The organism is Nocardia sp. CDC153 (assembly GCF_035818515.1).
In the GTDB taxonomy this organism is placed as follows: Bacteria; Actinomycetota; Actinomycetes; order Mycobacteriales; family Mycobacteriaceae; genus Nocardia.
The window spans coordinates 339,496-366,006 of sequence record NZ_JAYKYU010000002.1 but is presented as its reverse complement, the minus strand read 5'-3'; the positions used below and the strand labels follow the sequence as shown (position 1 = coordinate 366,006).

Here is a 26,511-nt window from a genome sequence, read left to right as displayed (position 1 = left end):
GGGTGCGAGGCTCAGTAGTGGGTGTTGAGGTAGTCGGCGGCGTGGGTGGTCCAGAGGACGTCGGTGCCGGGCATGGGGTGGCCGGAGTAGAGGACGTGTTGGCCGTCGGGCCAGGGGGTGAGGTAGCCGAGGAGGCCGCGGACGGCGGTGGTGTAGCGGTCGAGGTTGGTGGCGGGGTTCAGGAGGAGGAATTCGAGGAGTTCGTGGAAGAGGATCGGGGTGAGGTTGCCGATGCGGGCGCCCTCGACCAGGGAGAACGGGGAGATGGCGGTGTCGATGGCCCGCAGGGGGGAGTCGGCGGGGGAGGAAGTGATGATGTCGTCGGGGTTGGCGTATTCGCGGACGTCGATGGTGTGGGGCCAGGGGCCGCGTTGGCCGTGGAGGCCGAAAGTGGTTGGCGGGCAGAGCTTTCCCACGGACTGGCCCGCGCGGCGCATCGGGTTGGCGATATTGACCACGAAGGCGATCTCGAGCGGGGAGTCGTCGGTGTTGGTGTAGACGCCCGCACGCACGCCCGCCAGGATCGTGCTCGCCACGATGCCGCCGAGCGAATAGCTCAGCAGGCCGCACACATTCGGCGAATCCTGCAGCGCCCGCACCCCGGCCGCGACCCCCAAGCGCACCGAGGTGTCCAGCGATGGGCCCCAGGTGTTGGGGTCGGGTCCGATCGAGGCGGGCCAATCCGGTTCGAAACAGCGGAATTTGTCGGCGTCGAGCAGCTTGGTGACGTCGTGCAGCATGCCCGCCGGTGTCCCGTCGGCATTGCGCTGTTCCCCGGTACCGCGCAACGTGATGATGTCGATCATGTCGGTTCCCTCCGCGCGCCGAACCCTTCGACGCCTGCACCGAGGCTAGAACCGTGCACAGGGGGAATCGCGAGTAGTGAACTACCCGTTTACAGACCGAGAGGGCGGGCCCGGCAGCACAAGCCGGGCCCGCCCTCTCGCGGGTGATGCCTAGCGGGGCAGGTCCGCGGCAGCGGCCTCGTCCAGCAGCCAGGTGGTCGATTCCAGGCCGATCGCGCCCGCGGCCGGAACATCCAGCGGGGACGCGCCATTGAGGGCCGCGGCCACCGCGGCGGCCTTGGCCTCGCCGGAGACGATCAGCATCACGTGCCGCGACTTGCGGACCGCGGGCAGCGTCAAGGTGATGCGAACCGCCGGGGGCTTGGGCGAATTGGTCTCGGCGACAACCAGTTCGTGTTCCTCGCGGGTGGCGTCGGTGTGCGGGAACAGCGAGTTGATGTGACCCTCGCCGCCCATGCCGAGCAGGTGCAGGTCGAACGCGCCGTGCTCGGCCAGATACGCGTGCACCGTGGCCTGGTACTCTCCCGCGGCCTCGAGCGGGTCCGGGTAGTCGCCGCTCGAGGACTCGGTCGGATGCACCCGCGCCGGATCCACCGGGACGTGATCCAGCAGCGCCTGCCGGGCCTGCAGTTCATTGCGGTCCGCGTCGCCGGTCGGGACGAACCGCTCATCGCCCCAGAACACGTCCAGATTGGCCCAGTCGATGTCGCCGGGGGCCTGGCGCACCAGTTCCAGCAGCTTGATGCCGGTGCCGCCGCCGGTGAGCACCACCGACGCCGACCCGCGCAACCGCTGCGCCTCGACCACCTCGGTCACGAACCGCGCGGCCGCGGCCGCCACCAATTCGTCTGTGCCGGAGAAGGTTTCGACTTGCGGCTTACTCATAGGTCACCTTTTCGATTCCGGTGAGCGCCTCGGCGTAGATGTCGTCGGCGTCCAGATGCCGCAACTCCTCGGCCAGACAGTCCTTGGTCTCGCGCCGCGCGAGCGCGAACCGCTGATCGGGCTCGCCGGTGCGGGTCAGGGTCGCGGTGCGCCCGTGCTGGGGACGCGCGATGGAGATCGACACCGAGGACCGGCGCATCTCCACCTTCAACTCGCCCGTGCGCCGCACCACCGGGCAGTCCAGCCGCGCGGCCAGCCACCCCGCCAGCATGTCCAGCGCCGGTTCCTCCTGCAAACCCGACACCGTCACCGACTCGACGGGTTCGAACGGAGCCTCGTCCAACGCCGCCGCCAACAGCGCCCGCCAATAGGTGACCCGGCTCCACGCCAGATCGGTGTCACCGGGCGCGTAGGACCCGCGCCGCGCCTTGATCGTCGCCTGCGGATCCGGCGCGAAGGTCGCGTCGGTGATGCGGCGCGTCGCCAGGCGGCCCACCGAATCCTTGGACGGGAACTCCGGCGCGCCCCGCGGCCACCACGCCACCACCGGGGTGTCGGGCAGCAGGAACGGAATCACGACACTGGACTCGTGGGGCACCAGATCCCCTTGCAGCCGAAGCACTATCACCTCGGCCGCGCCCGCGTCGCCGCCGACGCGGATCTGCGCGTCGAGGCGGGTCGGGGCCATGCGATCCCCGCGCGCCAGCACGATCACCCGGCAGGGGTGTTCGCGGCTGGCGTCATTGGCGGCGTCGATGGCGTCCTCGGCCTCCGAGGAATCCAGGGTGCACACCACCAGGGTCAGCACCCGGCCCATGGTGACCACGCCATTGGATTCGCGCAGCTGCACAAGACGTTTCGACACCTCGCGGGTGTCGGTGTCGGGCATGTCGATGATCATCGGGTGGGCTCCTGGGTGGGTGAGGTCACGGTCGCCGCCATTCCCGCCCGCTGCGCGCGAGCATCTCGTCGGCGGAATCCGGGCCCCAACCGCCCGCCTCGTACGGGTCGGGCTTACCGGTCTCGGCCCAATGCTCGAGCGCGGGATCCAGGATGCGCCACGACAATTCGACTTCCTCGTTGACCGGGAACAGCGACGGCACCCCCAGCAGCACATCCAGGATGAGCCGCTCGTAGGCCTCGGGGGAGTCCTCGGTGAACGCCTCGCCGTAGCTGAAGTCCATGTTCACATCGCGCACCTCCATCGACGACCCGGGCACCTTGGACCCGAATCGCATGGTGATGCCCTCATCCGGCTGCACCCGGATGACCAGCGCGTTCTGCCCGAGTTCCTCGGTCATGGTCTGGTCGAAGGGCAGGTGCGGGGCGCGTTTGAACACCACCGCGATCTCGGTCACGCGCCGCCCCAACCGTTTTCCGGTGCGCAGATAGAACGGCACCCCCGCCCAGCGGCGAGTCTCCACCGCCAGGGTGATCGCCGCGTAGGTCTCGGTGCGCGAATTCGGGTCGAAACCCTCCTCCTGCAACAGCCCCACCACCGGCTCGCTGCCCTGCCAGCCCGCGGTGTACTGCCCGCGCGCGGTCGTCTCGTCGAGGGGCTCGACCAGTTTGGTGGCCGAGAGCACCTTGATCTTCTCGATCTGCAACTGCTTGGGCTGGAAGCTGACCGGTTCTTCCATGGCCGTCAACGCCAGCAGCTGCAGCAGATGGTTCTGGATGACGTCGCGGGCCGCGCCGATGCCGTCGTAATAGCCCGCGCGGCCACCCAATCCGATGTCCTCGGCCATGGTGATCTGGACGTGATCGACATAGTTGGCGTTCCAGATCGGATCCCAGAGCTGGTTGGCGAAGCGCAGCGCCAGAATGTTCTGCACCGTCTCCTTGCCCAGATAGTGGTCGATGCGGAACACCGACCGCTCCGGGAACACGGTGTTGACCAACGCGTTCAGATCCTGAGCGCTCTTCAGGTCGTGCCCGAAGGGCTTCTCGATGACCACCCGCCGCCACGGATCCGGTTGCCCCGCGGGCGCGTCGGTGGCCTTGGCCAGCCCGTTCTTGGACAGCTGTTCCAGCACGATCGGGAAATCGTCGGGCGGAATCGACAGGTAGAAGGCGGTATTGCCGCCCGTCCCGCGATCGCGGTCGAGATCCTTGAGGGTGGTGGCCAGCTTGTGGAAGGCCGCGTCGTCCTCGAACGTGCCTCGGACGAACCGCAATCCCTCCTTGAGCTGCTGCCACACCTCCTCGCGGAACGGGGTCCGGGAGGAGGCCGTCACCGATTCGTGGACGTGGTTGGCGAAATCCTCGTCGGTCCAGTCCCGGCGCGCGAAACCGACCAGCGAGAAGCCCGGGGGCAGCAGCCCCCGGTTCGCCAGGTCGTAGATCGCTGGCAGCACTTTGCGCCGCGCGAGGTCACCGGTTGCGCCGAATATCACCACATTGCATGGTCCAGCGATACGCGGAACCCGGCTGTCGCGACCATCGCGCAGCGGGTTCGGCGTCGCGACCGTTGTCGCCGCGCGAGCCACTGTCAGTTGCCTCCCGCCACCTGCAGCTTTTCGGTGGTGGCCACGAGCAGTTCCTCCCAGGAGGCGACGAACTTGTCGACACCCTCGGTCTCGAGGACACCGAACACGTTGTCGAGATCGATGCCGACCGCGACCAGCTGATCGAAGATGGCCTGCGCCTCGGCCGCCTTGCCGACGGCCGTGTTCGGCACGATCTCGGCGTGGTCGGCGACGGCCTCGAGGGTCTTCTCCGGCAGCGTGTTCACAGTGTTCGGGGCGACCAGTTCGGTCACGTACATGACATCGGAGTACTCGGGGTTCTTCACACCCGTCGACGCCCACAGCGCCCGCTGCCGGTTCGCCCCGCCGGACGCGGCCAGCTTGGCGTAGACGTCGGTGTGCTTGCCGCCGTCGAACACATCCTGGTAGGCGGCGTAGGCCAACTGCGCGTTGGCGATTCCGGCCTTGCCGCGCAACGCCAGCGCCTCGGGGGTGCCGATGGCTTCCAGGCGCTTGTCGATCTCGGTGTCCACACGGGAGACGAAGAACGAGGCCACCGACTGGATCTTGGCGATGTCGTGCCCGGCGGTGAGCGCGTTGCGCAGACCGTCGAGGTAGGCGCCCATGACCGCGATGTAGCGTTGCACCGAGAAGATCAGCGTCACGTTCACGCTGATGCCCTCGGCGATCACGCGGGTGATCGCGGGCAGACCGGCCTCGGTGGCCGGGATCTTGATGAACAGGTTGGGCCGGTCCACGATCTTCCACAGCTCGATCGCCTGGGCGACCGTGCCGTCGGTGTCGAAGGCCAGGCGCGGATCCACCTCGATCGACACCCGCCCGTCGACGCCCTTGGAGGCGGCGAAGACGTCGGCGAACACGTCGCAGGCGGCGCGCACGTCATCGGTGGTGATGGTGCGGATCGCGGAATCCACATCCGCGCCCCGGGCGGCGAGCTCACCGACCTGCTCGTCGTAGGCGTGCCCCTTGGACAGCGCGCCCTGGAAGATGGTCGGGTTGGTGGTGACACCGACGACATTGCGAGTGTCGATCAGGCCCTTCAGATTTCCGGACTTGATGCGATCACGCGACAGATCGTCCAGCCACACCGAAACCCCGGCGGCCGACAGGGCCGCGGTGTTCGTGTTCTGGGTCATGAGACTTATCCCTTCACCTTGGCAAGCGAGCGGGTGGCCGCCGCGACGACGGCCTCGGCGGTGATGCCGAATTCGCGGAACAGCGTCTTGTAGTCGGCCGAGGCACCGAAGTGCTCGATCGACACGTTCTCACCGGCGTCCCCGGTGAACCGGTGCCACGGCATGGCGATTCCGGCCTCGACCGAGACGCGGGCGCGCACCGACGGCGGCAGCACCTGGTCGCGGTAGGACTGCTCCTGCGCGTCGAACCACTCCACACACGGCATGGACACCACGCGGGTGCCGATGCCCTGTGCCTCGAGCGTAGTCCGCGCCTCGACCGCGAGCTGCAGTTCCGAACCGGTGGCGATCAGGATCACCTGCGGTGTGCCGGTGGAGGATTCGGCCAGGATGTAGCCGCCCTTGCTGACACCTTCGTAGCTGGTGCCCTCCTGGATCGGCAGATCCTGACGGGTCAGCGCCAGCGCCGACGGGCCGTCCTGGTGCGGGGGCTCGGAGACCAGGAAATGCGAATGCCGTTCGGCGCTATCGCGTTCCAGGATGGTGCGCCAGGCGTAGGTGGTCTCGTTGGCGTCGCCCGGGCGGACCACGTTCAGGCCCGGGATGGCGCGCAGCGCCGCGAGGTGCTCGATCGGCTGGTGGGTCGGGCCGTCCTCGCCCAGACCGATGGAGTCGTGGGTCCACACGTAGGTGACCGGGGTGCGCATGAGCGCGCCCAACCGCACCGCGGGCCGCATGTAGTCGGAGAACACCAGGAAGGTGCCGCCGTAGGGGCGGGTCGGGCCGTGCAGGGCGATGCCGTTGAGGATCGAGCCCATGGCGTGCTCACGCACACCGAAGTGCAGGGTCCGACCGTACGGGTTGGCCTTCCAGTGGCTGGTGGAGATGTCCTCCGGACCGAACGACGGCACACCCGGCATGGTGGTGTTGTTGGATTCGGCCAGGTCGGCCGAACCGCCCCACAGCTCCGGCAGCACCGGCGCGAGCGCCTCGAGGACCTTGCCCGACGCCTTGCGGGTGGCCATGCCCTTCGGGTCCGGGGCGTGCACCGGCAGCGCGTCGGTCCAGCCCGCGGGCAGCGCCCGCTGCTGCAGCCGGTCGAACAGTGCCTTGTTCTCCGGGTTGGCCGCGGCCCACGCGTCGAACTGCTCCTGCCAGGCCGCGCGGGCGGCCTTGGCGCGATCGGCCACATTGCCGCGCGAGTGCGCGATGACCGCGGGGTCGACATCGAAGCTCTTCTCGGGGTCGAAGCCCAGGACCTTCTTGGTGGCCGCGACCTCGTCCGCGCCCAGCGCCGCACCGTGGGAAGCGCCGGTGTTCATCTTGTTGGGGGCCGGGTAGCCGATGATGGTGCGCAGCAGGATGATCGACGGCTTGTCGGTGACCGCCTGCGCCTCGGCGATGGCCTGCTCGATGGCCACCACGTTCTCGCCACCCTCGACGACCTGCACGTGCCAGCCGTAGGCGGCGTAGCGCGCGGCGGTGTCCTCGGTGAAGGCGATGCGGGTGTCGTCCTCGATGGAGATCTTGTTGTCGTCGTAGAAGACGATCAGGTTGCCCAGCTGCTGGGTGCCCGCCAGCGAGGACGCCTCGGAGGTGACGCCCTCCTCCATGTCGCCGTCGGAGGCGATCACGTAGATGAAATGATCGAACGCGGACTTGCCCTGCGCCGCTTGCGGATCGAACAGGCCGCGCTCACGCCGCGACGCCATCGACATGCCGACCGCCGAGGCCAGACCCTGACCCAGCGGGCCGGTGGTGATCTCGACGTGCTCGGTGTGGCGGTACTCCGGGTGGCCCGGGGTCAGCGAACCCCACTTGCGCAGGTGCTCGAGATCGGTCAGCTCGAGGCCCATGCCCGCCAGGTACAGCTGGATGTAGAGGGTCAGGCTGGAGTGCCCGCACGAGAGTACGAAGCGGTCGCGGCCCACCCATTCCGGGTCGGCGGGGTCCAGGCGCATGACGCGCTGAAACAGCGTGTACGCCAACGGCGCCAGGCTCATGGCGGTGCCCGGGTGGCCGTTGCCGGCGTTCTGCACCGCATCGGCGGCGAGGACCCGGGCCGTGTCGACGGCTCTGGTGTCCAGTTCGGTCCAGTCGGTGGGGTGGTTCGGCTGAGTGAGCGCGCGGATGTCGTCTGTGACTGACACGACCGAGGTTCTCCTGACCTTCTCGTCAACGATGCGGTTGTGGGCGGCGGGATGTTTCGCTGCGGTTCGATCCGTGATGCGCCATGCGGCAGGACACGTGGCACACCGATCTACGTCCACCCTAAAGGTCGGCGTTTCGTCGTCGGACGGTAACCCGGATTCACCGGCACGGGTGTCGCCCGATAGTGCCCGGGCACGGACCAGTTCGTGACTACCCGGTATACGCCCGGCGAATCGGTCTTGGCGCGCGTCACAGGTGGACCTGGTCGGGAGCATGGTCGCCGTGGGTCTACCATGCTGTGTAGTAGTGGCCGCGCCGCACGGAACTGTGTTCGGGGAACGGCAGAGCGCGCTGCTAGTTCCAGACCGGATCAGACATGCACGGCGTGCGAGGAGAAACAGTGCGGATTGGGCAACAGCCGGGTGGCGCTCACGGCTCCTCCGGGGCGATGCTCGCCGACCGTGTCACGGGTAGTGGCCCGGTGTCGGCGGCGACCAGGCGGGTGCTGGCCTACATCGCGCTCACCAAGCCCCGCGTCATCGAATTGCTGCTCGTCGCAACGATTCCCACCATGCTGCTGGCCGACCGCGGCCACGTCGACATCCGCCTGATCCTGGCCACCCTGTTCGGCGGCTGGATGGGCGCGGCCAGCGCCAACACCCTCAACTGTGTCGCCGACGCCGATATCGACAAGGTGATGAAGCGGACCTCCAAGCGTCCGCTCGCGCGCGAGGCCGTGCCCACCCGCAACGCGTTCGTCTTCGGTGTGACCCTCGGTTTGGCGTCGTTCGCGTGGCTGTGGTGGCAGGCCAACCTGCTCTCGGGCGCGCTGGTCGTGGCGACCATCCTGTTCTACGTCTTCGTCTACACCCTGGGCCTCAAGCGCCGCACCTCCCAGAACGTGGTGTGGGGCGGTGCGGCCGGATGCATGCCGGTGCTCGTCGGCTGGTCCGCGGTGACCGGGACCATCGGATGGCCCTCGATCGTGCTGTTCCTGGTCATCTTCTTCTGGACCCCGCCGCACACCTGGGCGCTGGCGATGCGCTACAAGGAGGACTACAAGGCCGCGGGCGTGCCGATGCTGCCGGTGGTGGCCACCGAGCAGACCGTCACCAAGCAGATCGTGCTCTACACCTGGGCCACCGTGCTGGCCACGCTGGCGCTCGTGCCCGCCGCCGGACCCATCTACGCCGCGGTCGCGCTGGTGGCGGGCGCGTGGTTCCTGCTCATGGCCCACCAGCTCTACTCCGGTGTGCGTCGCGGGGAGTCGGTCAAGCCGCTGCGACTGTTCCTGCAGTCCAACAACTATCTGGCCGTCGTGTTCTGCGGGCTGGCCGTGGACTCGGTGCTGGGCTGGCACACCCTGGGCCACACCCTCTTCGGATGGGCCTGACCCGCTTGTCGATTTGAGGCATCGCCGTTCGAGGACTGGGTAGGGCGGACACGCCGCCCGCTCGGTCGAGAGGAACGCGCCATGCCGAAACTGCGAGTCCACAACCTGTCCGTCTCCCTGGACGGGTTCGTCGCCGGACCCGACCAGGGACCCGACGCGCCCCTGGGGGTCGGGGGAGAACGACTGCACGAGTGGGCCTTCCGCACCCGCTACGGCCACACCATGCTCGGACGCGACGGCGGCGAGATCGGGGCCGATGACGAACTGCTCGCGGCGGGAGATCACGGGATCGGGGCGACCATCATGGGCCGCAATATGTTCGGGCCCGTGCGCGGCGAGTGGCCCGATCACTCCTGGACCGGCTGGTGGGGGCCGAATCCGCCGTATCACCACGACACGTTCGTGCTGACCCACTACCCGCGCCCCGATCTGACGATGGCGGGCGGCACCACCTTCCACTTCGTGGCCGACGCTCCGGAATCGGTGCTGAAACGCGCCTTCGACGCCGCCGACGGCGCCGATGCGCGCTTGGGTGGAGGCGCGAGCACGGTACGCCAATTCCTGGCCGCGGGACTGATCGACGAACTGCATGTGGCGATCGTGCCGACCCTGCTCGGTTCGGGGGAGCGGCTGTTCGACAACCTCGGCGAGCTGCCCGGCTACCGCGTCGCCGACATGCTCGCCACCACATCGGTCACCCACGTGTGGATGACCAAGCGGTAGCAGCTCAGTGCGCGACCGAACGGCTCAGAGCGCGACCGAGCGGATCGCCTCGGTCACCGCCGCCAAGGCCAGCAGGCGCACCACATCGACATTGGCCTCGACCGCTCCGGTGGCGGCGGTGATGAAACCGTCGCCGTCGAAGCGGGTGTGCGGGGGAGTGAGCGCGCGCGAGAGGCCGTCGTGCGCGCCCTGGGCGACAATCCGGCAGCCGATCTTGTCCAGTCGCGCATTGGTCACCACCGCGCCGATCGTGGTGTGCGAACGCGACTCGCTGAACGCGAGCTGCTGCAGCATGGCCACGGCCTCGAAGGAGATCTCCGCGGACCCGTCGTCGATATCGCCGAACGCGTTGACCGCGCAGACCGCCGCGACCACCACTTCACCCAATCGCTTTTCCGCATAACCGATTCCACCGGGCACCCGGGCATCCGGACCGCGCCAATGCCCGACATACGCACCCGCCCCGGCCCCGACCCGACCGCGCAGCACCTGCTCCCCGGCGGCGGCGCGCGCGGCGGTGTACCCGTGCTCGGCGGTCGGGCGCGCGGCCGGATCACCGACGCTCAGATCGAACAGCGACAGTGTCGGAACGATCGGCACCCGCCCGCCCGGCGTCGGCACCCCGCGACCCTGCTCCTCCAGATACCGCATCACCCCGTCGGCGCTGGCCAGCCCGAAGGCCGAACCACCGCTGAGCACAATGGCATCCACGGTCTGCACGGTCTTCTCCGGATCCAGCGCATCCAGCTCCCGACTGGCGGGCGCGCCGCCGCGCACCTCATAGGACCCGGTCGTGCCTTCCGGCAGCAGCAGCACCGTGCACCCGGTCTCTCCGACCGAATCCGTCCAGTGCCCCACCCGAACTCCGGCGATCCCGATGCTCATCCTCGAACCTCCCGCGCCCGATCCACACCGTCACAGTGCCTTTCGGTCGATCCTGCCACCGGGTGCGGCGAAGACACTGTGACAAATCACCCATGCGGGATGTCGGACAATCACTTTCGGATGACGCGGGATTCCGCTCGTGGCCTACTCGGTGTCGAGAACCTCGCGCAGTTTGTGAGCGAAGGGTTCGGGCTGGCCGGGATAACCCGAGTCCGGACCGGTGAAACCGCCGTGGTGGCTGGGGAATACGACCGGGGCGCTGCCCAGCAGGGCCGCGGTGGCCTCGGCGGTGCGGCCGGTGAGCACGCCCTCGGACTCCTCACCCACCGCGATGACCACGCGGGTGCTGGCCGTCCGCAGGGCCGCTGCATCGGGGGTGTAGGCGGTAATGGCCTCCGAGCTGCCGGACAGCAGCGGATCGTCGCGGGTGCCGTCGTCCTCGCTGGGCATGCCGAACATGGCCGGATCCGCCGGGGGCTGCGCGAAATACGCGTCGGTGAACTCGCCCCGCCACGAGGTGAGCGCGATGAAGGCGGCCATGCCCGCGAACGAGCCCTTCGCCCGGTAGGCGTCGCCGACCAGGGCATTCGCCCGCTGGGCGGCCGCGGCATCGGGCAGCAGCCCGATGATCGGCGGCTCGTGGGCCACCAGGGTGGCGACATCGTCGGGGTGGGCGGCCACCAGCGCCAGCGCGGTGACCGCGCCGCCGCTGCTGGCGAACATATCCACCGCGCCCACACCCAGCGCGGTGATCAGGGCGTGCACATCCCCGGCCTGCACGGTGGGAGAGTTGTCGGTGCGGCCATCCTTGCGGACGCTGCGGCCCAGACCGCGCGGGTCATAGGTGATGACGGTGCGTTCCGGGAAATACGAGGCCAGCGTGTAGAACCCGGAGGCGGTCATCGGCTGACCGATCATGAGCAGCGGGCGATGCGCGCTGTCGGCGGGCTCGGGACCCAGCACGTCGTAGACGAGATCGACCTCGGGAGTTTCCAGGATGCGTTCGCTCATAACCAGGTAGACGGTACGGCGGAACCGAATTCATCGGTGGGATTTGTGCCACCATGTCGGGGGAGGGCGAGCGCAAGGTGGGCGCTGATGACGGCACACAGGATGCGGACACTGCTCGCGGTGGTCGGTGCGTGCGGTGTGATTGTCGCGATGAGTGGATGCGGCGGGTCCACCGACGCGCCACCTCCACGCGAAGCGCCGCCTTCGGGGACGGTCATCAGCCTGGACGGAGCCGTGTACGGGCGTCCGATCGCCGTGGGCGACACGGTGATCGCCGCCACCGAGACCGGCTCGATCTACGCGGTCGCCGGGGACACCGTGCGGTGGCGCACCCACGTGGCCGACCCGGTGCCCGGATCGCAACTGCCGTGCGGGAACATCGATCCCGTCGGCATCACCGGCGCGCCCGCCTATGACGCCTCTGCGCATCGCGTCTATGTCGTCGCCGAATCCGCTGGCGCGCACAAGACCCTGTACGGGCTCGACTCCGACACCGGGGCGGTGACGCTGCGCGTTCCTGTCGATCCGCCCTTCGGCGATGCGCCCGCCTACCTGCAACGGCCCGCGCTCACCGTCCGCGACGGGCACGTGTACGCGGCCTTCGGCGGCAATTACGGAGACTGCGGCACCTACACCGGAGCCGTTGCGGCCGTGGATGTTTCCGCCAGCGCCGTGACCTGGTATCGGGCCTCGACCAGCGGCAAGGGCGGGATCTGGGCTCCGGGACCACCGGCGGAAGCCGCTGGGCTGCTGTTCTATTCGGTCGGCAATGGCGACGCCGAACCCGGATCAGCCTACGACGACACCGATTCGGTGATCGCGCTCACCCCCGATCTGCGCCGCGCCGACTTCTTCGCGCCCACCGGTTGGGCCCAGGACAATGCGGCCGACCGCGATCTGGGCACCATGAACCCGGTCCTGGTCGGCCGACACCTGCTCATGGCCGGAAAATCCGGCGACGGCTACGTCCTCGACCCCGCCCACCTGGGCGGAATCTCCAGCGCGACACCGGCATTCACCGGCTGCAAGGCCTTCGGCCCGGCGGCGGTGGACACCGATGTCGCCTACCTGCCCTGCACCAAGGGCGCCATGGCCGTCCGCGTCTCGGACACCGGAGCGGCCACTGTGCTCTGGCACACCACCGCCCCCGCCAATGGCCCGCCGCTGGTGGCCGCCGGGCGCGTCTGGGCAACCGACTGGCACGCCGGAACCCTCTACGCCCTCGATCCCGCGACCGGAAATGTGCTGGCCCAGTACACGACCGGCGCACTGCCGCACTTCGCCGCACCCCTGCTCGCCAACGGCGTGCTCGTCCTGGGCACCATGTCCGGGCTCGAATACTTCCGACCCTGATGCGGGGTTCGGGCCACCCGGTGCGGGGACGGCCCGCTCGGCGGCGACACCGGGCGGGCGGTACCGATCAGTTACACGGTTGCAGTGGGAAGCAAGCGGGCGGAATCGTGGTGTGCGGCAAGGTCGGATCGGTGCTGTGCGTCGTCGTGGTCGTATCCACGACGGCCGAGCGCTGCGGTGACTCCTTGCTCGGCACCCGTGTGCTCCCGCCGGTGCACGCGATCGCGATCACCAGGATGACCACGATCAGAATCAGCGCGCCGATGATCGGCACATCCTTGCGCCGCCGCGGCTTCCCGGCCACCGTCGTGGGCTGTCCCCGCCACAGCGGGAATCCCGAACCCGGTTGCTGCTGCTGCGGCTGCGGCGCGAAACCGGCCGACTGCGGACCCGATTGCGGTCCGGGACCGAACCCGGGCGCGGGTGGGCGCTGCGCGGGACCGATGGGCGCGGGTCCGATGGGCGCGGTGCTCGGCTGGGGTTGGCGTGCGCCCGGAATCGGCGTCGGCGGCGGCGGGCCCGCCCGGCCCGGCCCCTGCGAGCTGGCAGGCTGCGACGACATTCCGGTCACCGCCGCATAGGCCGCGGCCGCCGCCGCGGCCGAGGAGGCCGCGGGGATCGCCGACTTCGCCGTCGCCCCCGCCCCTTTGGACGGCACCGACGGTCCCTGCGGCACCGCGACCGGACGACCCTCCTCGGTCGAACCGGCGGCACCCGGTCGCGGCGCTCCTTGACCGCCCTCCGGCGGCTGGTCGGACGGGCCGGATCGGGCCGCAGCGGTGAGTTCCTCGGTCGGATAGGTCGTCGGCACCGACGGCACCATCACCTCGGTGGCGCGGCTGGCGAACGGCAGCGGCGCGTCCTGCGCCGAATCCGGCACGGGGAACCCCTCGGCCACCAGATCGGAATAGGTTGCGGCCGCCGCGAATCCGAGCGCCCCCAACGCCTGCCCGACCTGCGCGGCATTCCACGACGGCGCGGCACCCTCGGCCAACTTGGTGAAATAGGCGCGCAGCGAGGACGGGCCGTCCCCGATGAGCACATCGATCCCGGCGGGCAGCGCGCCCTTGTCCAACTTCACCCGACTGCCCAACTGCGGCACCAACAGCACCAGCCCCGACACCGGCACATGCTCGCGCCCCGGCGCGGACCGCAATTGCCCGGCCAGATCGACGGTCTGGCGGCGCACCCGCTCGAGCGGATCGGCGTCACCGTCGATCGGCGCGGGTTTGCCGTCCACGGTCCACGGCTGATCCTGTGCGCACAACAGCGTCCCGGTGACCCGCTCGGTGAACCCGTGCACACCCACCACCACGCAGGTCTGCGGCGTCCACACCACCACGTCCGCGTCCTGGCACTGCACCACCGCGATCCCCGGCACCGCATGCGGTCCGCTCCAGGATTTGAGCCAGTTCACCACGGTGCGTTCGGTGCTCGACAACCGCGACGGGTCGTCGTTACGGACCTTCACCAACATCCCAGACCACCTCTGACCGATGCCTCTACCTGCCAGGCCGCCCGAACCCGTCGCCGCGACCACCTTACGGGGTCACGGCGTCATCGCGTGGCCGAAAATGTTCGGTCGGGGCGAATCGTCTTGCGCGGCAGCAAGATCATTCTGCACGTCGCGGACAACTCTCGTTCGGTCAGGGCTCGCGATGAATACCCTTGTCGGGAAGGTCCGAATTCTCAGCGCTCGACGAAGCCGACATACCCGTCGGGCCGGACCAGGATGCGCGCCCCGGCGGCCGCGTCATAGGCGCGAGTGGCGTCGCCGGTGGGATCGGCGAATTCGCCGTGGCCGGAGACGGATTCCGCGCGCGCGATGCGCACCACCCGCGTCTCCACCGCGCCCGATTCGACCGCATCGGTGCTGGTGTGGGGGCCGAACGACAGCACGGTGGCGTGCGGGCCGCGGAACAGATCGAACAGTCGCACGGTCTTGCCGTGCGCATCGTGCAGCGGCGAGTCCGGTGCGCGGTCGCCGACCTGGAGTTCGGCCGCGGTATTCGCGGTGTCGCGGTAGCTGATATCGAGCTGATGGGTGCCTTCCCGGTCCATGGCATCCGGATCGCCCTTGACCGTCTTGTCCAACAGGTCGCTACTCAATCCCAGAATGCGGGCGGCGACCCCGCGGCGCTCGGTCTCGTAGCTGTCGAGCAGCGCCTCGCTGGCCGGGCCCGGATTGCGCAGCGCGGCTTCGAGTTTCCACCCCAGATTGTGGGCGTCCTGCACCCCGGTGTTGAGGCCCTGCCCACCGGTCGGCGGATGCACGTGCGCGGCGTCCCCGGCCAGGAACACCCGGCCGGCCCGGAAGCGCTGTGCCAGGCGGATATTCGGCCGCCACACCGTCGACCAGGTCAGGTCGCTGAGCACGATGTCGTCGCGGCCCGACCGACGGGTCACATAGTCCTGCAAGAGTTCCAGGTTCGGTTCGGCGTCCGCGTGCAACCCGGTGGCGAACTGGAACTTGCGCCCGCCGTTCAAGGGCATCAACGCGATGCCGTCCAGCGGTGCGGCCGAATCGGCGAACCAGTAGCCCACCGAATGGTCGAGCACATCGGCGCGCACATCGCCGAGCAGCATCCGAATCGACTCGTCGGTGGTGCCCTCGAACGCGATGCCCAGGGCCTTGCGCACCGTGCTGCGCCCGCCATCGGCCCCGACCAGGTAGTCGGCCCGCACGGTCTCGGTCACACCCGCGTGCTCGAGGGTGACGCTGACCCCGGTGTCGTCGGCGCTGAATTCCACCAGGGCCGTACCGGATTCGACCCGCACCCCGAACTCCGCCAGCCGATCCCGCAGGATCGCCTCGGTGTCGGCCTGGGCGAGCACCCACGGATTCGGGTGCGGCACTTCCGAAGTCGGCTCACGCCAGTCGCGCATCCGACGCTCCGTGACGAACTTGCCGTCCAGATGCACCCGCAGCGGTTTCTGCGGCATCCCCTGGGCCAGCACCGCGTCGAGCACGCCCAGATCCTCGAACACCTCGAGGGTGCGCGGCTGCAATCCGTCCCCGCGCGACCCGGTGAAGAACTCCTCGGCCTGATCGACAATGCGCACCCCGATGCCGCGACGCGCCAGATCGATGGCCAGGGTGAGCCCGGTCGGGCCCGCGCCCGCGACGATGACCTGCGTATTCATGGCAACTCCTCAACTGAATTCAAATTCACTGAATGTGGATTCAGTATTGGGGGTGGTACGTTCCGCTGTCAAGGAGGTGGATGGTGGCAGCCCGCCGCAGTGAGAAATCGGCCGAGACCGAACAGGCGCTCAAACACGCCGCCCGGCGACTGTTCGCCGAACGCGGCTACCTCAATACCAAGATCACCGACATCACCGCGGCTGCCGGACGCGCCGCGGGCTCGTTCTACAACCACTTCGCCAGCAAGGAAGAACTACTCCAGTCCCTGCTGAAAGACCTCGCCGACGAGAGCGACACCTCCGCCGACGATCCCGGCCACATCGCCGACTTCACGCAACCGGAATCGGTGCGCTACCACGTCGCGGCCTTCTGGCACTTCTCCCGCAGGAACTGGCCGGTCCTGCGCGCCATCCAGCAGGCCGCCCTGGTCAATGACGACTTCGCCCGCATCGCAGCCGGTTTCGCCACCGAACAACGCGAAGAGGTGGCCACCCACCTCGACGGCTTCGCCCCCGCCGGACTACGCCTGCCCGCCCCACCCGACGTCAGCCTCGCCCTGATGTTCCAATCCGCCACCGGCCTGCTCCAAGCCGTCGAAGAGGGCGGCCTCGCCCTCACCGACGACCAGGCCATCGACGCCATCACCCGCTTCGCCTACCGCGGCCTCACCGGCCGCGACCTCGACTGAGGGGTAGCGAAAAGCCCTGGGCGCGAACCTGATCGGGCCCAGGGCTGCGGCGAGCCGAAAGGCTCAGGGCACCAGCACGATCGAGCCGGTGGTCTGGCGGCTCTCGAGGTCGCGGTGGGCCTGTTCGGCGTCGGCGAGGGGATAGGTGCCGCCGATGCGCAGGTGCAGGGTGCCGTCGGCGATGGCGTTCATGATGTCGTTTGCGCGCCACAGCAATTCGGCGCGGTCGCGGGTGTAGTGCGCCAGGGTCGGGCGGGTCACGAACAGCGAGCCGAGGGGGTTGAGCCGTTGCAGGTCGAACGGCGGGACCGGGCCGCTGGCCGCGCCGAACAGGGCTACCGTGCCGCGAATTCGGGTCGAGGCCAGGCTGGCCTCGAAGGTGGACGCGCCGACGCCGTCGTAGGCCGCGGCCACACCGATACCGCCGGTCAGTTCGCGCACCCGCGCGGCGATGTCCTCCTCGTAGCGCAGCACCTCCGAGGCCCCGGCATCGCGGGAGAGCTTCTCCTTGTCGTCGGTGGAGACCGTGGTGATCACCCGAATCCCGCGAGCGGACAGCAACTGCGTCAGGATCAGCCCGACCCCGCCCGCGCCCGCGTGCACCAGCACCGCCTCACCCGGCTGCGGCTTGTAGATCGACTCGATCAGATAGTGCGCGGTCATCCCCTGCAGCAGCGCCGACGCCGCGATCTGTGCGTTCACCCCCTCGGGTACCGGAATCGCCACGGCCGCAGGCACAACCACCAGCTCGGCATAGCTGCCGGGAGCCGCCGCCCACGCCACCCGATCTCCCACCTGAAAGTCGGTGACGTCCGGCCCGACCGCGGTCACCACACCGCTGCCCTCCGAGCCCGGGATATACGGCACCTGCGTCGGATACCGCCCGGTCCGAATGTAGGTGTCGATGAAGTTGATGCCAATGGCCTCGGTCCGCACCAGCAACTGCCCGGCACCCACCTCTGGGTCGGGCACCTCCACCAACCGCAGAGCCTCGGGACCGCCGTGCTCGGAAACCTGGATCGCGCGCATGACTTCCAGTCTTACATCCGCCCCGGGGGACGGGTGTCGGGCGGCTCACCGACTGTGAGTTGTGCCGTGGTTCATGGACGGTGAATTACCCGTGGGTAAACTGCGACGCATGAGCGCTACTGCCGCCCCGGCATCCGAGAAAGTCTCGCCGTCCGTCGTGGATTCCGTGAAGGGGTTTGTGGCCGAGCACGGCGGTTCCGCCACCGCGGTGCTGCAGCCCATCGGCCGCGTCGGCGTCCGCGTCACCCTCGTCGGCGCCGACGGCGTCCTGGGCGACCGCGTGGTCGGCTCGCTGGCCGCCGCCAAGGCCCTGGTCGAGACCGTCGACGGCCTGGCCGAGACCGAGGAGTGGGACCGCGAGCTCGTCTCGAAGGTCACCCCGGCGCAGGGGCACTGGGCCAAGATGGCAGGCTGGGTGGTGCACCAGAAACGATTCCCCAAGGCGCGCAACGAGAAGTGACCGCGCCCGCAGTCGGCGGGGGCGGAAAGGACCGGATCGACGTGTCAGGGCGCGTGACCAAACAAGCGCAGCTGCGTTCTGCGTTGACCACCCTGTGCGCCAACCTGCGTCCCGGCGAAATGCTGCCCAGCGAACGCCAACTGTGCGACGACTACCGCGTCAGCCGCATGACCGTGCGCGAGGTGCTGGGCCAGCTCGAATCCGAGGGCGTCATCACCCGCATCCCCGGCAAGGGCACCTTCGTGGCCGAGCGGGTCGCCCGCTCGCGCCTGCACATGGCCTCGTTCTCCGATGACATGCGCCGCCTGGGCCGCACCCCCAGCACCGTCGTGCTGCACACCGACTACGCTGTGCCGCCGCCGGGTTCGGTGACCGCGCTCGGACTCGCGGCCAATACCAAGGCCTTCCACCTGGTCCGACTGCGTTTGGCCGACGGGCTGCCGATGTCCATCGACGACGGCTGGTACCGCGCCGATCTGCTGCCGGACCTGCTGGATCAGGAACTCACCCAGTCGCTGTACGCGCTGTTCTCCCGCGAATACGACTGCCCCATCGACCGCGCCGAACAGAGCGTGCGCGCCGTGGCCGCCGATGAGCGCCACGCGGGCTGGCTGGGCACCGAAACCGGTTCGCCGCTCCTGGCTTTCGACCGCATCTCCTACTCGCGCGATCGCGCCGTCGAGCACGCGCAGTCCTGGTACCGCGCCGACCGCTACCAGGTTTATATGACGGTGTCGGCGGAGGATAGCTGACCGTCATCCCGGCGCGCTTTTGGCCGGGATCCACACCACGCGAATGGATTCCGGCCAAAAGCACGCCGGAATGACGGCGAAACGATTGAGCCGCCGCCCAACTCGGGCGGCGGCTCGATTCGTCTACCCGACGATCACATGCTGAACAGCACCGAACCGGTGGTGACCGGACCGGTCACCGGGTTCTGCGCCGAGCCCGGCGCGCTGTCCATGACCACCACCGGCACCGCCGCGCTCAATCCGAGGCGGCGAACGGCGTTGGGGGAGAAGGTGATCAGCGGGTCACCGGCGGCGACCTTGTCGCCCTCGGCGGCCTTCAGCTCGAAGATGTCGGCCTTGCCGACGGTGTCGATGCCGACGTGCAGCAGCACGCCGGTGCCCTCGTCGGTGACGATGACCGCGGCGTGCGGGTGCAGCTTCACGATCGACCCGGCGACCGGGGCGACCACCGTGGTGGCGTCGTCGGTGTCGAGGGGTTCGATGGCCACGCCCGCGCCGACCATCTCCGCGGAGAAGACCGGATCGGGGACCTCGGACAGGGGCATGGCGCGGCCGTCCAGCGGCGCGAGGATATCGATGCTCATGGCGCTCAGAGCATGTCGTTGATGTCTTCGGCCAGGGCGTCGGCGGTCGGCCCGACCACGACCTGCACCGCATTGCCGGCCTTGACGACCCCGTGCGCGCCCGCGGCCTTGAGCGCCTTCTCGTCGACCCGGCTTACGTCCTTGATCTCACAGCGCAGGCGGGTGATACAGCCCTCCACCTCGACGATGTTGTCGATACCACCCAGGCCATCGACGATTTGATTCGCTTTCGACATGATTTCCTCCGAGCGTGTCGAGTAGACAAAACTGGTTATAACCAGTATATGTCTGGTTATAACCAGTCACGGTAACTGACGCTGAACAGTACGCGTGACTCCATTCACAGACTGAGGACCACCCATGGCCGATGCCGTCGAGAGCTCCCGTAAGAAGCTCGATCTATCCGGACTGCAGAAGCTCGGCCGCAGCTTGATGCTGCCGATCGCCACGCTACCCGCTGCTGGACTGTTGCTGCGACTAGGACAGGACGACATGCTCGGCCGCTGGTCGGCAATGAAGACCGTCGCCGACGTCCTCGCCGGCGCGGGCGGCGCACTCATCGACAACCTGCCCCTGCTCTTCGCCGTCGGTATCGCCATCGGCTGGGCCAAGAAGGCCGACGGCTCCACCGCGCTGGCCGCGGTCGTCGGCTACCTCGCCTTCAACGGCGTCACCAAGGCCATGGCGCCGGTCGTGCTCGCGGGCAAGACCGACGCGAAAGGCGCTCAGGCGCTGGTGAACTTCGGTGTCCTGGGCGGCATCATCATCGGCCTGACCGCCGCGGTGCTGTGGCAGCGCTTCCACCGCACCCAACTGCCGGACTATCTCGGCTTCTTCTCCGGCCGCCGCCTGGTGCCGATTCTGACCGCCTGCGCGGCCGTGGTCCTCGGTGTCGTGATGTCGTTCATCTACCCGGCCTTCAACTCCGCGCTGACCTCGCTGGGCAACTTCGTCGCCGACCACTCGGTCGTGGGTGGCGGAATCTTTGGGTTTGCCAACCGGATGCTGCTGCCGCTGGGCCTGCATCACATCATCAACTCGGTGGTCTGGTTCGTCCTCGGTGACTACACCAGCAACGGGCAGACCTACCACGGCGACATCGCCATGTTCCTGCACGGCGACCCGCACGCGGGCACCTTCATGACCGGCTTCTTCCCGATCATGATGTTCGGCCTGCCCGCCGCGGCGCTGGCCATCTGGCGCCACGCCAAGCCGGAGAACAAGAAGATGATCGGCGGCATCATGCTCTCGACCGGTCTGACCGCGTTCCTGACCGGCATCACCGAGCCGCTGGAATTCTCGTTCATCTTCGTGGCCTGGCCGCTGCTGCTGATCCACGCCATCTTCACCGGCACCTCGCTGGCGCTGACCAATGCGCTCGGCATCCACGACGGGTTCACCTTCTCCGCCGGTGCCATCGACTACCTGCTCAACTTCGGCAAGGCCACCCACCCGCTGCTGCTGCTTCTGGTGGGCCTGGGCTACGCCGCCCTCTACTACGTCACCTTCAGCTTCATCATCAAGCGCTGGAACCTGAAGACCCCCGGTCGCGAAGACGATGAGTCCGAAACCGAAAAGGAGAACATCGCCGCATGATCACCCGCACCGCAGTCGTCGCGTCCAAGACCGGTCTGCACGCCCGACCCGCCGCGCTGTTCGCCAAGGCCGCCGGGGAAGCCGGTGTGCCGGTGCGGATCTCGGTGGAGGGCAAGGATCCGGTCGCCGCCAACAGCCTGCTGCAGGTGATGACCCTGGGCGCCAAGCAGGGTGACACCGTCACCCTGCACGCCGAGGACGGCGCGGACGCGGCCCTCGATAAGCTGGTCGGGATGCTGGAGACAGATCTTGACGCGTGAGGTGCGCGGTGTCGCCGCCGCTCCCGGGATCGCGCTCGGATCGGTGAAGTGGCTGGCGCCCGCGCCGGTCACCAGCGCCGCCGACGCCCCCGGGAGCGACGTCGAGGCCGAGATCGCCCGCGCGGAAGCCGCTTTCGAGACGGTCGCCGCGCGCTATTCGGCCCAGGCGCTCGACGCCACCGGGCCCGCGGCCGACATTCTGTTCATGACCTCGGCGCTGGCCGCCGATCCGGCCCTGCTGGATCAGGTGCGCGCCGAGATCCGGGGCGGGACGCCGACCGCGCATGCGGTCACGCAGGCGGTGGCGCACTTCGGTGCGCAGCTGGCCGCGCTCGGCGGGATGATGGCCGAACGCGTCTCGGATCTGAAGGACGTCGGGCAGCGCGTCGTGGCGGAGCTGCTGGGTGTGGATCCGCCCGGAATCCCGGACAGTGCAACGCCTTTCGTGCTGGCCGCGCACGATCTGGCCCCCGCCGACACCGCCACCCTGGATCCGGCGAAGGTGGTGGGCCTGCTGACCGTGGCGGGCGGACCGACCTCGCACACCGCGATTCTGGCCAAGGCGCTGGGCATTCCGGCCGTCGTGGCCGCACCGGAGGCGGCGGGGATCGCCGAGGACACCGAGGTGGTCCTCGACGGCAGCACCGGTGTGATCGAGCTCGACCCGACCCCGGAGCGCCGAGCGGAGGTGACGGCCCTGCGCGCACGCCAGGCCGACGCCCCGACCGGTCCCGGGCACACCGCCGACGGGCACGCCGTGCCGCTACTGGCCAATGTGGGCTCCGCGGCCGATGCGCGCCTGGCCGTCGAACTCGGTGCCGAGGGCGTCGGCCTGTTCCGGACCGAATTCCTTTTCCTGGACCGTAAATCCGCGCCCACGGTGGCCGAGCAGACGGACCAGTACGCCGAGATCTTCCGCGTCATGGGACAGCGCCCGGTCACCGTGCGCACCCTCGACGCCGGATCGGACAAGCCGCTGCCATTCCTGAATCTGCCGGAGGAAGAGAATCCGGCGCTGGGAGTGCGCGGCCTGCGGTTGAGCAGCGTCGATGAGGGGACGCTGCTCGACCAGCTCACCGCGATCGCCGACGCCGCCCGCCAGACCGGGACCCCGGTCAAGGTCATGGCCCCGATGGTCGCCACTGTCGAGGAGGCCGGATACTTCGCGGGCAAGGCCCGCGCGGCCGGACTCGACACCCGCGGTGTGATGATCGAAATCCCGGCCGCCGCAATCCGTTCCGAGCACATGGGTGCGGAAGTCGACTTCTTCTCCATCGGCACCAACGACCTGTCGCAGTACCTGTTCGGCGCGGATCGCATGTCGTCCTCGTTGGCGGCGCTGCACAATCCGTGGCAGCCCGCGCTCGCGGCGGCCATCGCCATGGTGGTGTCCGGGGCGGGCAAGCACGGGGTGAAGGTGGGGGTGTGCGGCGAGTCCGCCTCCAATCCCGAATTCGCCTGTGTGCTGGTGGGTCTCGGGGTCGAGACGCTGTCGATGGCCCCGCGTTCGATCGCCGGAGTGCGGGCTCAGCTCGCCGAGGTCACCCTCGAGCAGTGCAAGGCCGCCGCGGCCGCCGTGCTGTCGGCCCGCACCGCCGAGGACGCCCTGCGCGCGGCACGACAAGCGTTGGGGCGAGATAAGTGACGATCACCCTGCGCGGCCGGGTCGTCACCCTCACCGAGGCGGGCGAACTCGCCGACGGGGTGGTTTCGTTCGACGGCCCGCGACTCGACTATGTCGGCCCGGCAAGCGGATTCGGCGGTGAGCTCCCCGAGTTGCTCGGGCCGCCGCCGATCATCCTGCCCGGCCTGATCGATGTGCACTGCCACGGCGGCGGCGGATACGGCTTCCCCGAGACCGATCCCGAGGGTGTGGCCATGGCCGCGAAATTCCATCGCGCGCACGGCACCACCACCCTGCTCGCCTCCCTGGTCTCGGCCACCGAAGCCGAATTGCGCGACCGCATCGACGTTTTGGGCAAGGCCATCGACGACGGTCTGCTGGCGGGCATCCACCTCGAAGGCCCGTTCATCAGCGAGCACCGGCGCGGTGCCCACGATCCGGAACGGATTCTGCCCGGAGATCCGGGTTTGCTGGAGCGTCTCATCGATTACGCGGGCGGGCGCATCGTGTCGGTGACCATCGCCCCGGAAACAGACAATTTCGATGCCCTCGCCGATGTGCTCGCCGAGGCGAATGTGATTCTGTCCCTGGGACACACGGTCGCCGACTACGAACGGTCCGTGCACGCCATGCGCCGCGGCTGGCGGGTGTCGATCACCCACCTGTTCAACGCCATGCCCGAACTGGCCCACCGCGACGCCAACTTCCTCACCGCCGCCATGGCCGCGGCCGGGCGCGGCGACGTGGTCGCCGAGGTCATCGCCGACGGCGTGCACCTGGCCGACGGCACCGTGCGCATGGTCTTCGACACCCTCGGCCCCGACAACCTGGCCCTGATCACCGACGCCATGGCCGCCGCCGGACAACCCGACGGCCGCTATCAGCTCGGTAGCCTCGATGTCGTGGTCACCGACGGTGTCTCGCGCATCTACGACCCGCACGGCCAGGGTCCCATCGCCGGTGGCACCGCCACCGCCGTGGATGTGCTGCGGCGCACCGTCTTCCACGCCGGAGTCGACCTGAGTGCCGCCGCCACCGCCGCCTGCGCCACGCCCTCTCGCCTGCTGGGCATGGGCGACGAGCTCGGCGCGTTGCACGCTGGCATGCGGGCCGACGTGCTCGTCACCGACCACCACCTGAATCCCCTGAACGTTTACAAGGACGGAGCGCAATGGAACTCGTGATCACCGATAACGCGGCCGAGGCCGGTGTACTGGCCGGTCGCATCATGGCCGACCATGTGCGCCGGGGTGCCCGCGCCATCGGACTGGCCACGGGGTCCTCGCCGCTGGGGGCGTATCAGGAGCTGATTCGCCAGCACAAGGAGGAAGGGCTGAGTTTCGCCGGGGTGCAGGCGTTTCTGCTCGACGAGTACATCGGGCTGCCGGTCGGGCACCCGCAGTCCTACCGGCAGTTCATTCGCGACGAGTTCACCGCGCACGTGGACTTCGCCGACGCCGACGTGCACAGCCCCGACGGCAATGCCGACGACATCCCCGCCGCGGCGGCGGAGTACGAGCGCGAGATCGCCGAGAACGGCCCGATCTCGGTGCAGATCCTGGGCATCGGGGCCAATGGGCACATCGGCTTCAACGAGCCCGGCTCCTCGCTGCGCTCGCGCACCCGCGTCAAGACCCTGACCCCGAAGACCCGCGAGGACAACGCCCGGTTCTTCGAGGACGACCTCACCCAGGTCCCCACCCACGTCCTCACCCAGGGCCTCGGCACCATCAGCGACGCCGACCACCTGCTCATGATCGCCACCGGCGCGGGCAAGGCCGAAGCCGTCGCCGCCGCCGTCGAGGGGCCGGTCTCCGCCTTCTGCCCCGCCTCGATCCTGCAAATGCACCCCCACGTGACGGTCATCGTCGACCCGGCCGCCGCCGCGAACCTCAAGGCCGTCGACTACTACCGCTTCGCGGTGGAGAACAAGCCCTCCTGGCAGAGCTTCTGACCGGCCTGCTTTGTCAGGGCGGTTGTCAAGATGTCAGCGCGTCACCCAGGACCGCGGTGACCAAGCCGCGTACCGCCGGGAGTTCTGGTCGTGGCGCCGTACGGTCGGCGAAGAGTAGGTGTCCCGCGCCGATCAGGGTGCGGGCCAGCAGGCCTGGGTCGGAAGCTGTTGCAATGCGGCCGATTTCGGCCTCGGCGGCCAGGTAGTCCGCGAGCATCGTGCCCGCTTCGGTGAGGATGGGTAGACCGGAGGGGCGCTGTTCGCGGATGCGGGCGCGCAGTTCGTCGCGGTAGGTGACCAGGCTGACGATGGCCAGAGCCACCGTTTCGAAGACCGCGGTCAGTGCCTCGGCGAGATTGTCGGCGACCGTGCCGGTCCCGGCCCTGTCGCGCAGTTCCGCACCGAGGCGCTCGACGCGGACGACGCGATCTTCCACCAGTTCGGCGAGGAAACCGTCGAAGTCGCGGAAGTGGCGGTGCAGCACGCCTTTCGCACACCCTGCTTCGGCGGTCACCGAGCGGCTGGAAAGAGCGCTCGGCCCGTCGCGCAGCAGGATGCGCTCCGCCGCGTCGAACAGCTGCTCGCGTGCGTCCCGTATGGCGACCCCGGTGGGCAAACCCCGTTCTCCTTCTCTCTGAGCGAACTCGACACCATTGCCTAGTGGGCGAGCGCCCACTTAAAGTGGGCGCATGGTCACTCTACCGCCCCGAGAGCCCGAATCCGACGACCGCAGCCCGCATCTGGCCCGGGAGGTGGCCGAATCCTTCGGCGTGGACGCCGCCCGCTACGACCGCACCCGACCGACCTATCCCACCGCCATGATCGACCGCATCCTCGCGGCGTCACCCGGCAAGGACGTACTCGACGTAGGCTGCGGAACCGGCATCGTGGCCCGCCAGTTCCGCGCCGCCGGATGCACGGTGCTCGGCGTCGAACCCGACTCCCGCATGGCCGAATTCGCGCGCGAGACCGGCATCGAGGTCGAGATCGGCACCTTCGAACAGTGGGATCCGGCCGGCCGCACCTTCGACGCCGTCATCGCCGGAACCGCCTGGCACTGGGTCGATCCCGTCGCGGGCGCGGCCCAGGCCGCACGCGTACTCCGCCCCGGCGGCCGCTTCGCCGCCTTCTGGCCGGTCCCGCAAATGCCCCCCGAGGCCCGCACCGCCTTCGCGGCCGTCTACCGCAAGCACCTCCCCGACTCACCCATGTCCCTCGTCGCCGACCGCCCCGCCCTCGACCTCTACCAGACCATGCTCGCCAAGGCCGACAAGGGAATCCGCGAAACCGCCAGCTTCACCACCCCCGAACAATGGCGCTTCGACTGGCAACGCACCTACACCCGAGACGAATGGCTCGACCAAATCCCCACCCACGGCGCCCTAACTCAAACCCCACCCGATGTCCTCGCGGCCGTCCTCGAGGACATCGGCACCGCCATAGACGCCATGGGCGGCACGTTCACTATCGACTACGCGACCATGGTCATCACCGCCTCCCGCGACAGCGATTGATCCGAGGCGCCATGGCGGCCATCACCTCTCGGCTCGGTGACGGGCGAAACCGCGCCTCGGCGTCGATAATGTC

26 protein-coding genes are annotated in these 26,511 nt (G+C 68.9%); 12 read left to right on the top strand and 14 right to left on the bottom strand.

What is annotated here, in order from left to right; translation table 11 throughout:
- Positions 1–11: 11 nt before the first annotated feature.
- The 6 genes from VMT65_RS09895 to tkt form a co-directional block, all read right to left on the bottom strand.
- A complete protein-coding gene (locus tag VMT65_RS09895) occupies positions 12–806 on the bottom strand; it encodes a hypothetical protein (protein WP_326307771.1) in 795 nt (264 codons plus the stop codon).
- A 150-nt stretch (positions 807–956) separates the two neighbouring features.
- Positions 957–1,691, bottom strand: a complete 735-nt coding sequence (pgl, locus tag VMT65_RS09890) for a 6-phosphogluconolactonase (protein WP_326307770.1) — start codon at positions 1,689–1,691, stop codon at positions 957–959.
- Positions 1,684–2,592, bottom strand: coding sequence for a glucose-6-phosphate dehydrogenase assembly protein OpcA (gene opcA, locus VMT65_RS09885; RefSeq protein ID WP_326307769.1), 909 nt, complete (start codon positions 2,590–2,592; stop codon positions 1,684–1,686). The genes pgl and opcA overlap by 8 nt, the downstream gene beginning before the upstream one ends.
- 25 nt (positions 2,593–2,617) lie before the next feature.
- The gene (gene zwf, locus VMT65_RS09880; protein WP_326307768.1) at positions 2,618–4,180 is read right to left on the bottom strand and encodes a glucose-6-phosphate dehydrogenase; all 1,563 of its coding nucleotides are present in this window, start codon (positions 4,178–4,180) and stop codon (positions 2,618–2,620) included.
- 2 nt (positions 4,181–4,182) lie between these two features.
- The gene (gene tal / locus VMT65_RS09875; protein ID WP_326307767.1) at positions 4,183–5,316 is read right to left on the bottom strand and encodes a transaldolase; all 1,134 of its coding nucleotides are present in this window, start codon (positions 5,314–5,316) and stop codon (positions 4,183–4,185) included.
- Positions 5,317–5,321: 5 nt separating this feature from the next.
- A complete protein-coding gene (tkt, locus tag VMT65_RS09870; RefSeq protein ID WP_326307766.1) occupies positions 5,322–7,466 on the bottom strand; it encodes a transketolase in 2,145 nt (714 codons plus the stop codon).
- Positions 7,467–7,867: 401 nt separating this feature from the next.
- Between tkt and VMT65_RS09865 the strand changes: the two genes are divergently transcribed.
- On the top strand, positions 7,868–8,860 hold the full coding sequence (locus tag VMT65_RS09865) for a heme o synthase (RefSeq protein WP_442790044.1): 993 nt from the start codon (positions 7,868–7,870) through the stop codon (positions 8,858–8,860).
- Between the two features lie 81 nt (positions 8,861–8,941).
- Positions 8,942–9,583: a dihydrofolate reductase family protein gene (locus VMT65_RS09860; RefSeq protein WP_326307765.1), complete on the top strand. Its 642-nt coding sequence runs from the start codon at positions 8,942–8,944 to the stop codon at positions 9,581–9,583.
- Between the two features lie 24 nt (positions 9,584–9,607).
- Here the strand turns inward: VMT65_RS09860 and VMT65_RS09855 are convergent, their stop codons facing one another.
- Both VMT65_RS09855 and VMT65_RS09850 read right to left on the bottom strand, forming a co-directional pair.
- The gene (locus VMT65_RS09855) at positions 9,608–10,468 is read right to left on the bottom strand and encodes a P1 family peptidase (RefSeq protein WP_326307764.1); all 861 of its coding nucleotides are present in this window, start codon (positions 10,466–10,468) and stop codon (positions 9,608–9,610) included.
- A gap of 144 nt (positions 10,469–10,612) precedes the next feature.
- A complete protein-coding gene (locus VMT65_RS09850) occupies positions 10,613–11,479 on the bottom strand; it encodes an alpha/beta fold hydrolase (RefSeq protein WP_326307763.1) in 867 nt (288 codons plus the stop codon).
- 87 nt (positions 11,480–11,566) lie between these two features.
- On the opposite strand from VMT65_RS09850, the gene VMT65_RS09845 reads away from it, so the two are divergent.
- A complete protein-coding gene (locus VMT65_RS09845) occupies positions 11,567–12,832 on the top strand; it encodes an outer membrane protein assembly factor BamB family protein (protein WP_326307762.1) in 1,266 nt (421 codons plus the stop codon).
- 67 nt (positions 12,833–12,899) lie between these two features.
- Here the strand turns inward: VMT65_RS09845 and VMT65_RS09840 are convergent, their stop codons facing one another.
- Both VMT65_RS09840 and VMT65_RS09835 read right to left on the bottom strand, forming a co-directional pair.
- Entirely contained in the window at positions 12,900–14,309 is a 1,410-nt protein-coding gene (locus VMT65_RS09840) for a hypothetical protein (RefSeq protein WP_326307761.1), read from the bottom strand.
- A 212-nt stretch (positions 14,310–14,521) separates the two neighbouring features.
- Entirely contained in the window at positions 14,522–15,976 is a 1,455-nt protein-coding gene (locus VMT65_RS09835; RefSeq protein ID WP_326307760.1) for an FAD-dependent monooxygenase, read from the bottom strand.
- An 80-nt stretch (positions 15,977–16,056) separates the two neighbouring features.
- Between VMT65_RS09835 and VMT65_RS09830 the strand changes: the two genes are divergently transcribed.
- On the top strand, positions 16,057–16,665 hold the full coding sequence (locus tag VMT65_RS09830; RefSeq protein ID WP_326307759.1) for a TetR/AcrR family transcriptional regulator: 609 nt from the start codon (positions 16,057–16,059) through the stop codon (positions 16,663–16,665).
- A gap of 63 nt (positions 16,666–16,728) precedes the next feature.
- Here the strand turns inward: VMT65_RS09830 and VMT65_RS09825 are convergent, their stop codons facing one another.
- On the bottom strand, positions 16,729–17,694 hold the full coding sequence (locus VMT65_RS09825; RefSeq protein WP_326307758.1) for a quinone oxidoreductase family protein: 966 nt from the start codon (positions 17,692–17,694) through the stop codon (positions 16,729–16,731).
- A gap of 109 nt (positions 17,695–17,803) precedes the next feature.
- On the opposite strand from VMT65_RS09825, the gene VMT65_RS09820 reads away from it, so the two are divergent.
- Positions 17,804–18,154, top strand: a complete 351-nt coding sequence (locus VMT65_RS09820; protein WP_326307757.1) for a hypothetical protein — start codon at positions 17,804–17,806, stop codon at positions 18,152–18,154.
- Between the two features lie 53 nt (positions 18,155–18,207).
- The gene (locus tag VMT65_RS09815) at positions 18,208–18,906 is read left to right on the top strand and encodes a GntR family transcriptional regulator (RefSeq protein WP_326307756.1); all 699 of its coding nucleotides are present in this window, start codon (positions 18,208–18,210) and stop codon (positions 18,904–18,906) included.
- Positions 18,907–19,040: 134 nt separating this feature from the next.
- Here the strand turns inward: VMT65_RS09815 and VMT65_RS09810 are convergent, their stop codons facing one another.
- Together VMT65_RS09810 and VMT65_RS09805 are read right to left on the bottom strand one after the other, a co-directional pair.
- Positions 19,041–19,490: a PTS sugar transporter subunit IIA gene (locus VMT65_RS09810; protein ID WP_326307755.1), complete on the bottom strand. Its 450-nt coding sequence runs from the start codon at positions 19,488–19,490 to the stop codon at positions 19,041–19,043.
- A gap of 5 nt (positions 19,491–19,495) precedes the next feature.
- Positions 19,496–19,726 (bottom strand): PTS glucose/sucrose transporter subunit IIB, encoded by a 231-nt coding sequence (locus VMT65_RS09805; RefSeq protein ID WP_326307754.1) that lies wholly within the window; start codon positions 19,724–19,726, stop codon positions 19,496–19,498.
- A gap of 124 nt (positions 19,727–19,850) precedes the next feature.
- Here VMT65_RS09805 and VMT65_RS09800 point away from each other — a divergent pair, with 124 nt between their 5' ends.
- The 5 genes from VMT65_RS09800 to nagB are packed head-to-tail and all read left to right on the top strand — an operon-like array spanning position 19,851 to position 24,924.
- Entirely contained in the window at positions 19,851–21,086 is a 1,236-nt protein-coding gene (locus VMT65_RS09800; RefSeq protein ID WP_326307753.1) for a PTS transporter subunit EIIC, read from the top strand.
- A complete protein-coding gene (locus tag VMT65_RS09795; protein WP_326307752.1) occupies positions 21,083–21,346 on the top strand; it encodes an HPr family phosphocarrier protein in 264 nt (87 codons plus the stop codon). The genes VMT65_RS09800 and VMT65_RS09795 overlap by 4 nt, the downstream gene beginning before the upstream one ends.
- On the top strand, positions 21,336–22,991 hold the full coding sequence (gene ptsP / locus VMT65_RS09790; protein ID WP_326307751.1) for a phosphoenolpyruvate--protein phosphotransferase: 1,656 nt from the start codon (positions 21,336–21,338) through the stop codon (positions 22,989–22,991). The genes VMT65_RS09795 and ptsP overlap by 11 nt, the downstream gene beginning before the upstream one ends.
- Entirely contained in the window at positions 22,988–24,154 is a 1,167-nt protein-coding gene (locus VMT65_RS09785) for an N-acetylglucosamine-6-phosphate deacetylase (protein WP_326307750.1), read from the top strand. Before ptsP ends, VMT65_RS09785 begins: the two co-directional genes overlap by 4 nt.
- Positions 24,142–24,924 carry a glucosamine-6-phosphate deaminase gene (gene nagB / locus VMT65_RS09780; RefSeq protein WP_326307749.1) on the top strand — a complete coding sequence of 261 codons (783 nt, stop codon included), beginning with the start codon at positions 24,142–24,144 and terminating at the stop codon, positions 24,922–24,924. Before VMT65_RS09785 ends, nagB begins: the two co-directional genes overlap by 13 nt.
- Before the next feature lie 25 nt (positions 24,925–24,949).
- Here the strand turns inward: nagB and VMT65_RS09775 are convergent, their stop codons facing one another.
- A complete protein-coding gene (locus VMT65_RS09775; RefSeq protein WP_326307748.1) occupies positions 24,950–25,540 on the bottom strand; it encodes a TetR/AcrR family transcriptional regulator in 591 nt (196 codons plus the stop codon).
- Positions 25,541–25,613: 73 nt separating this feature from the next.
- Between VMT65_RS09775 and VMT65_RS09770 the strand changes: the two genes are divergently transcribed.
- Complete coding sequence (locus tag VMT65_RS09770; protein ID WP_326307747.1) at positions 25,614–26,438, top strand: class I SAM-dependent methyltransferase; 825 nt, start codon at positions 25,614–25,616, stop codon at positions 26,436–26,438.
- The last annotated feature ends 73 nt before the right edge of the window (positions 26,439–26,511 follow it).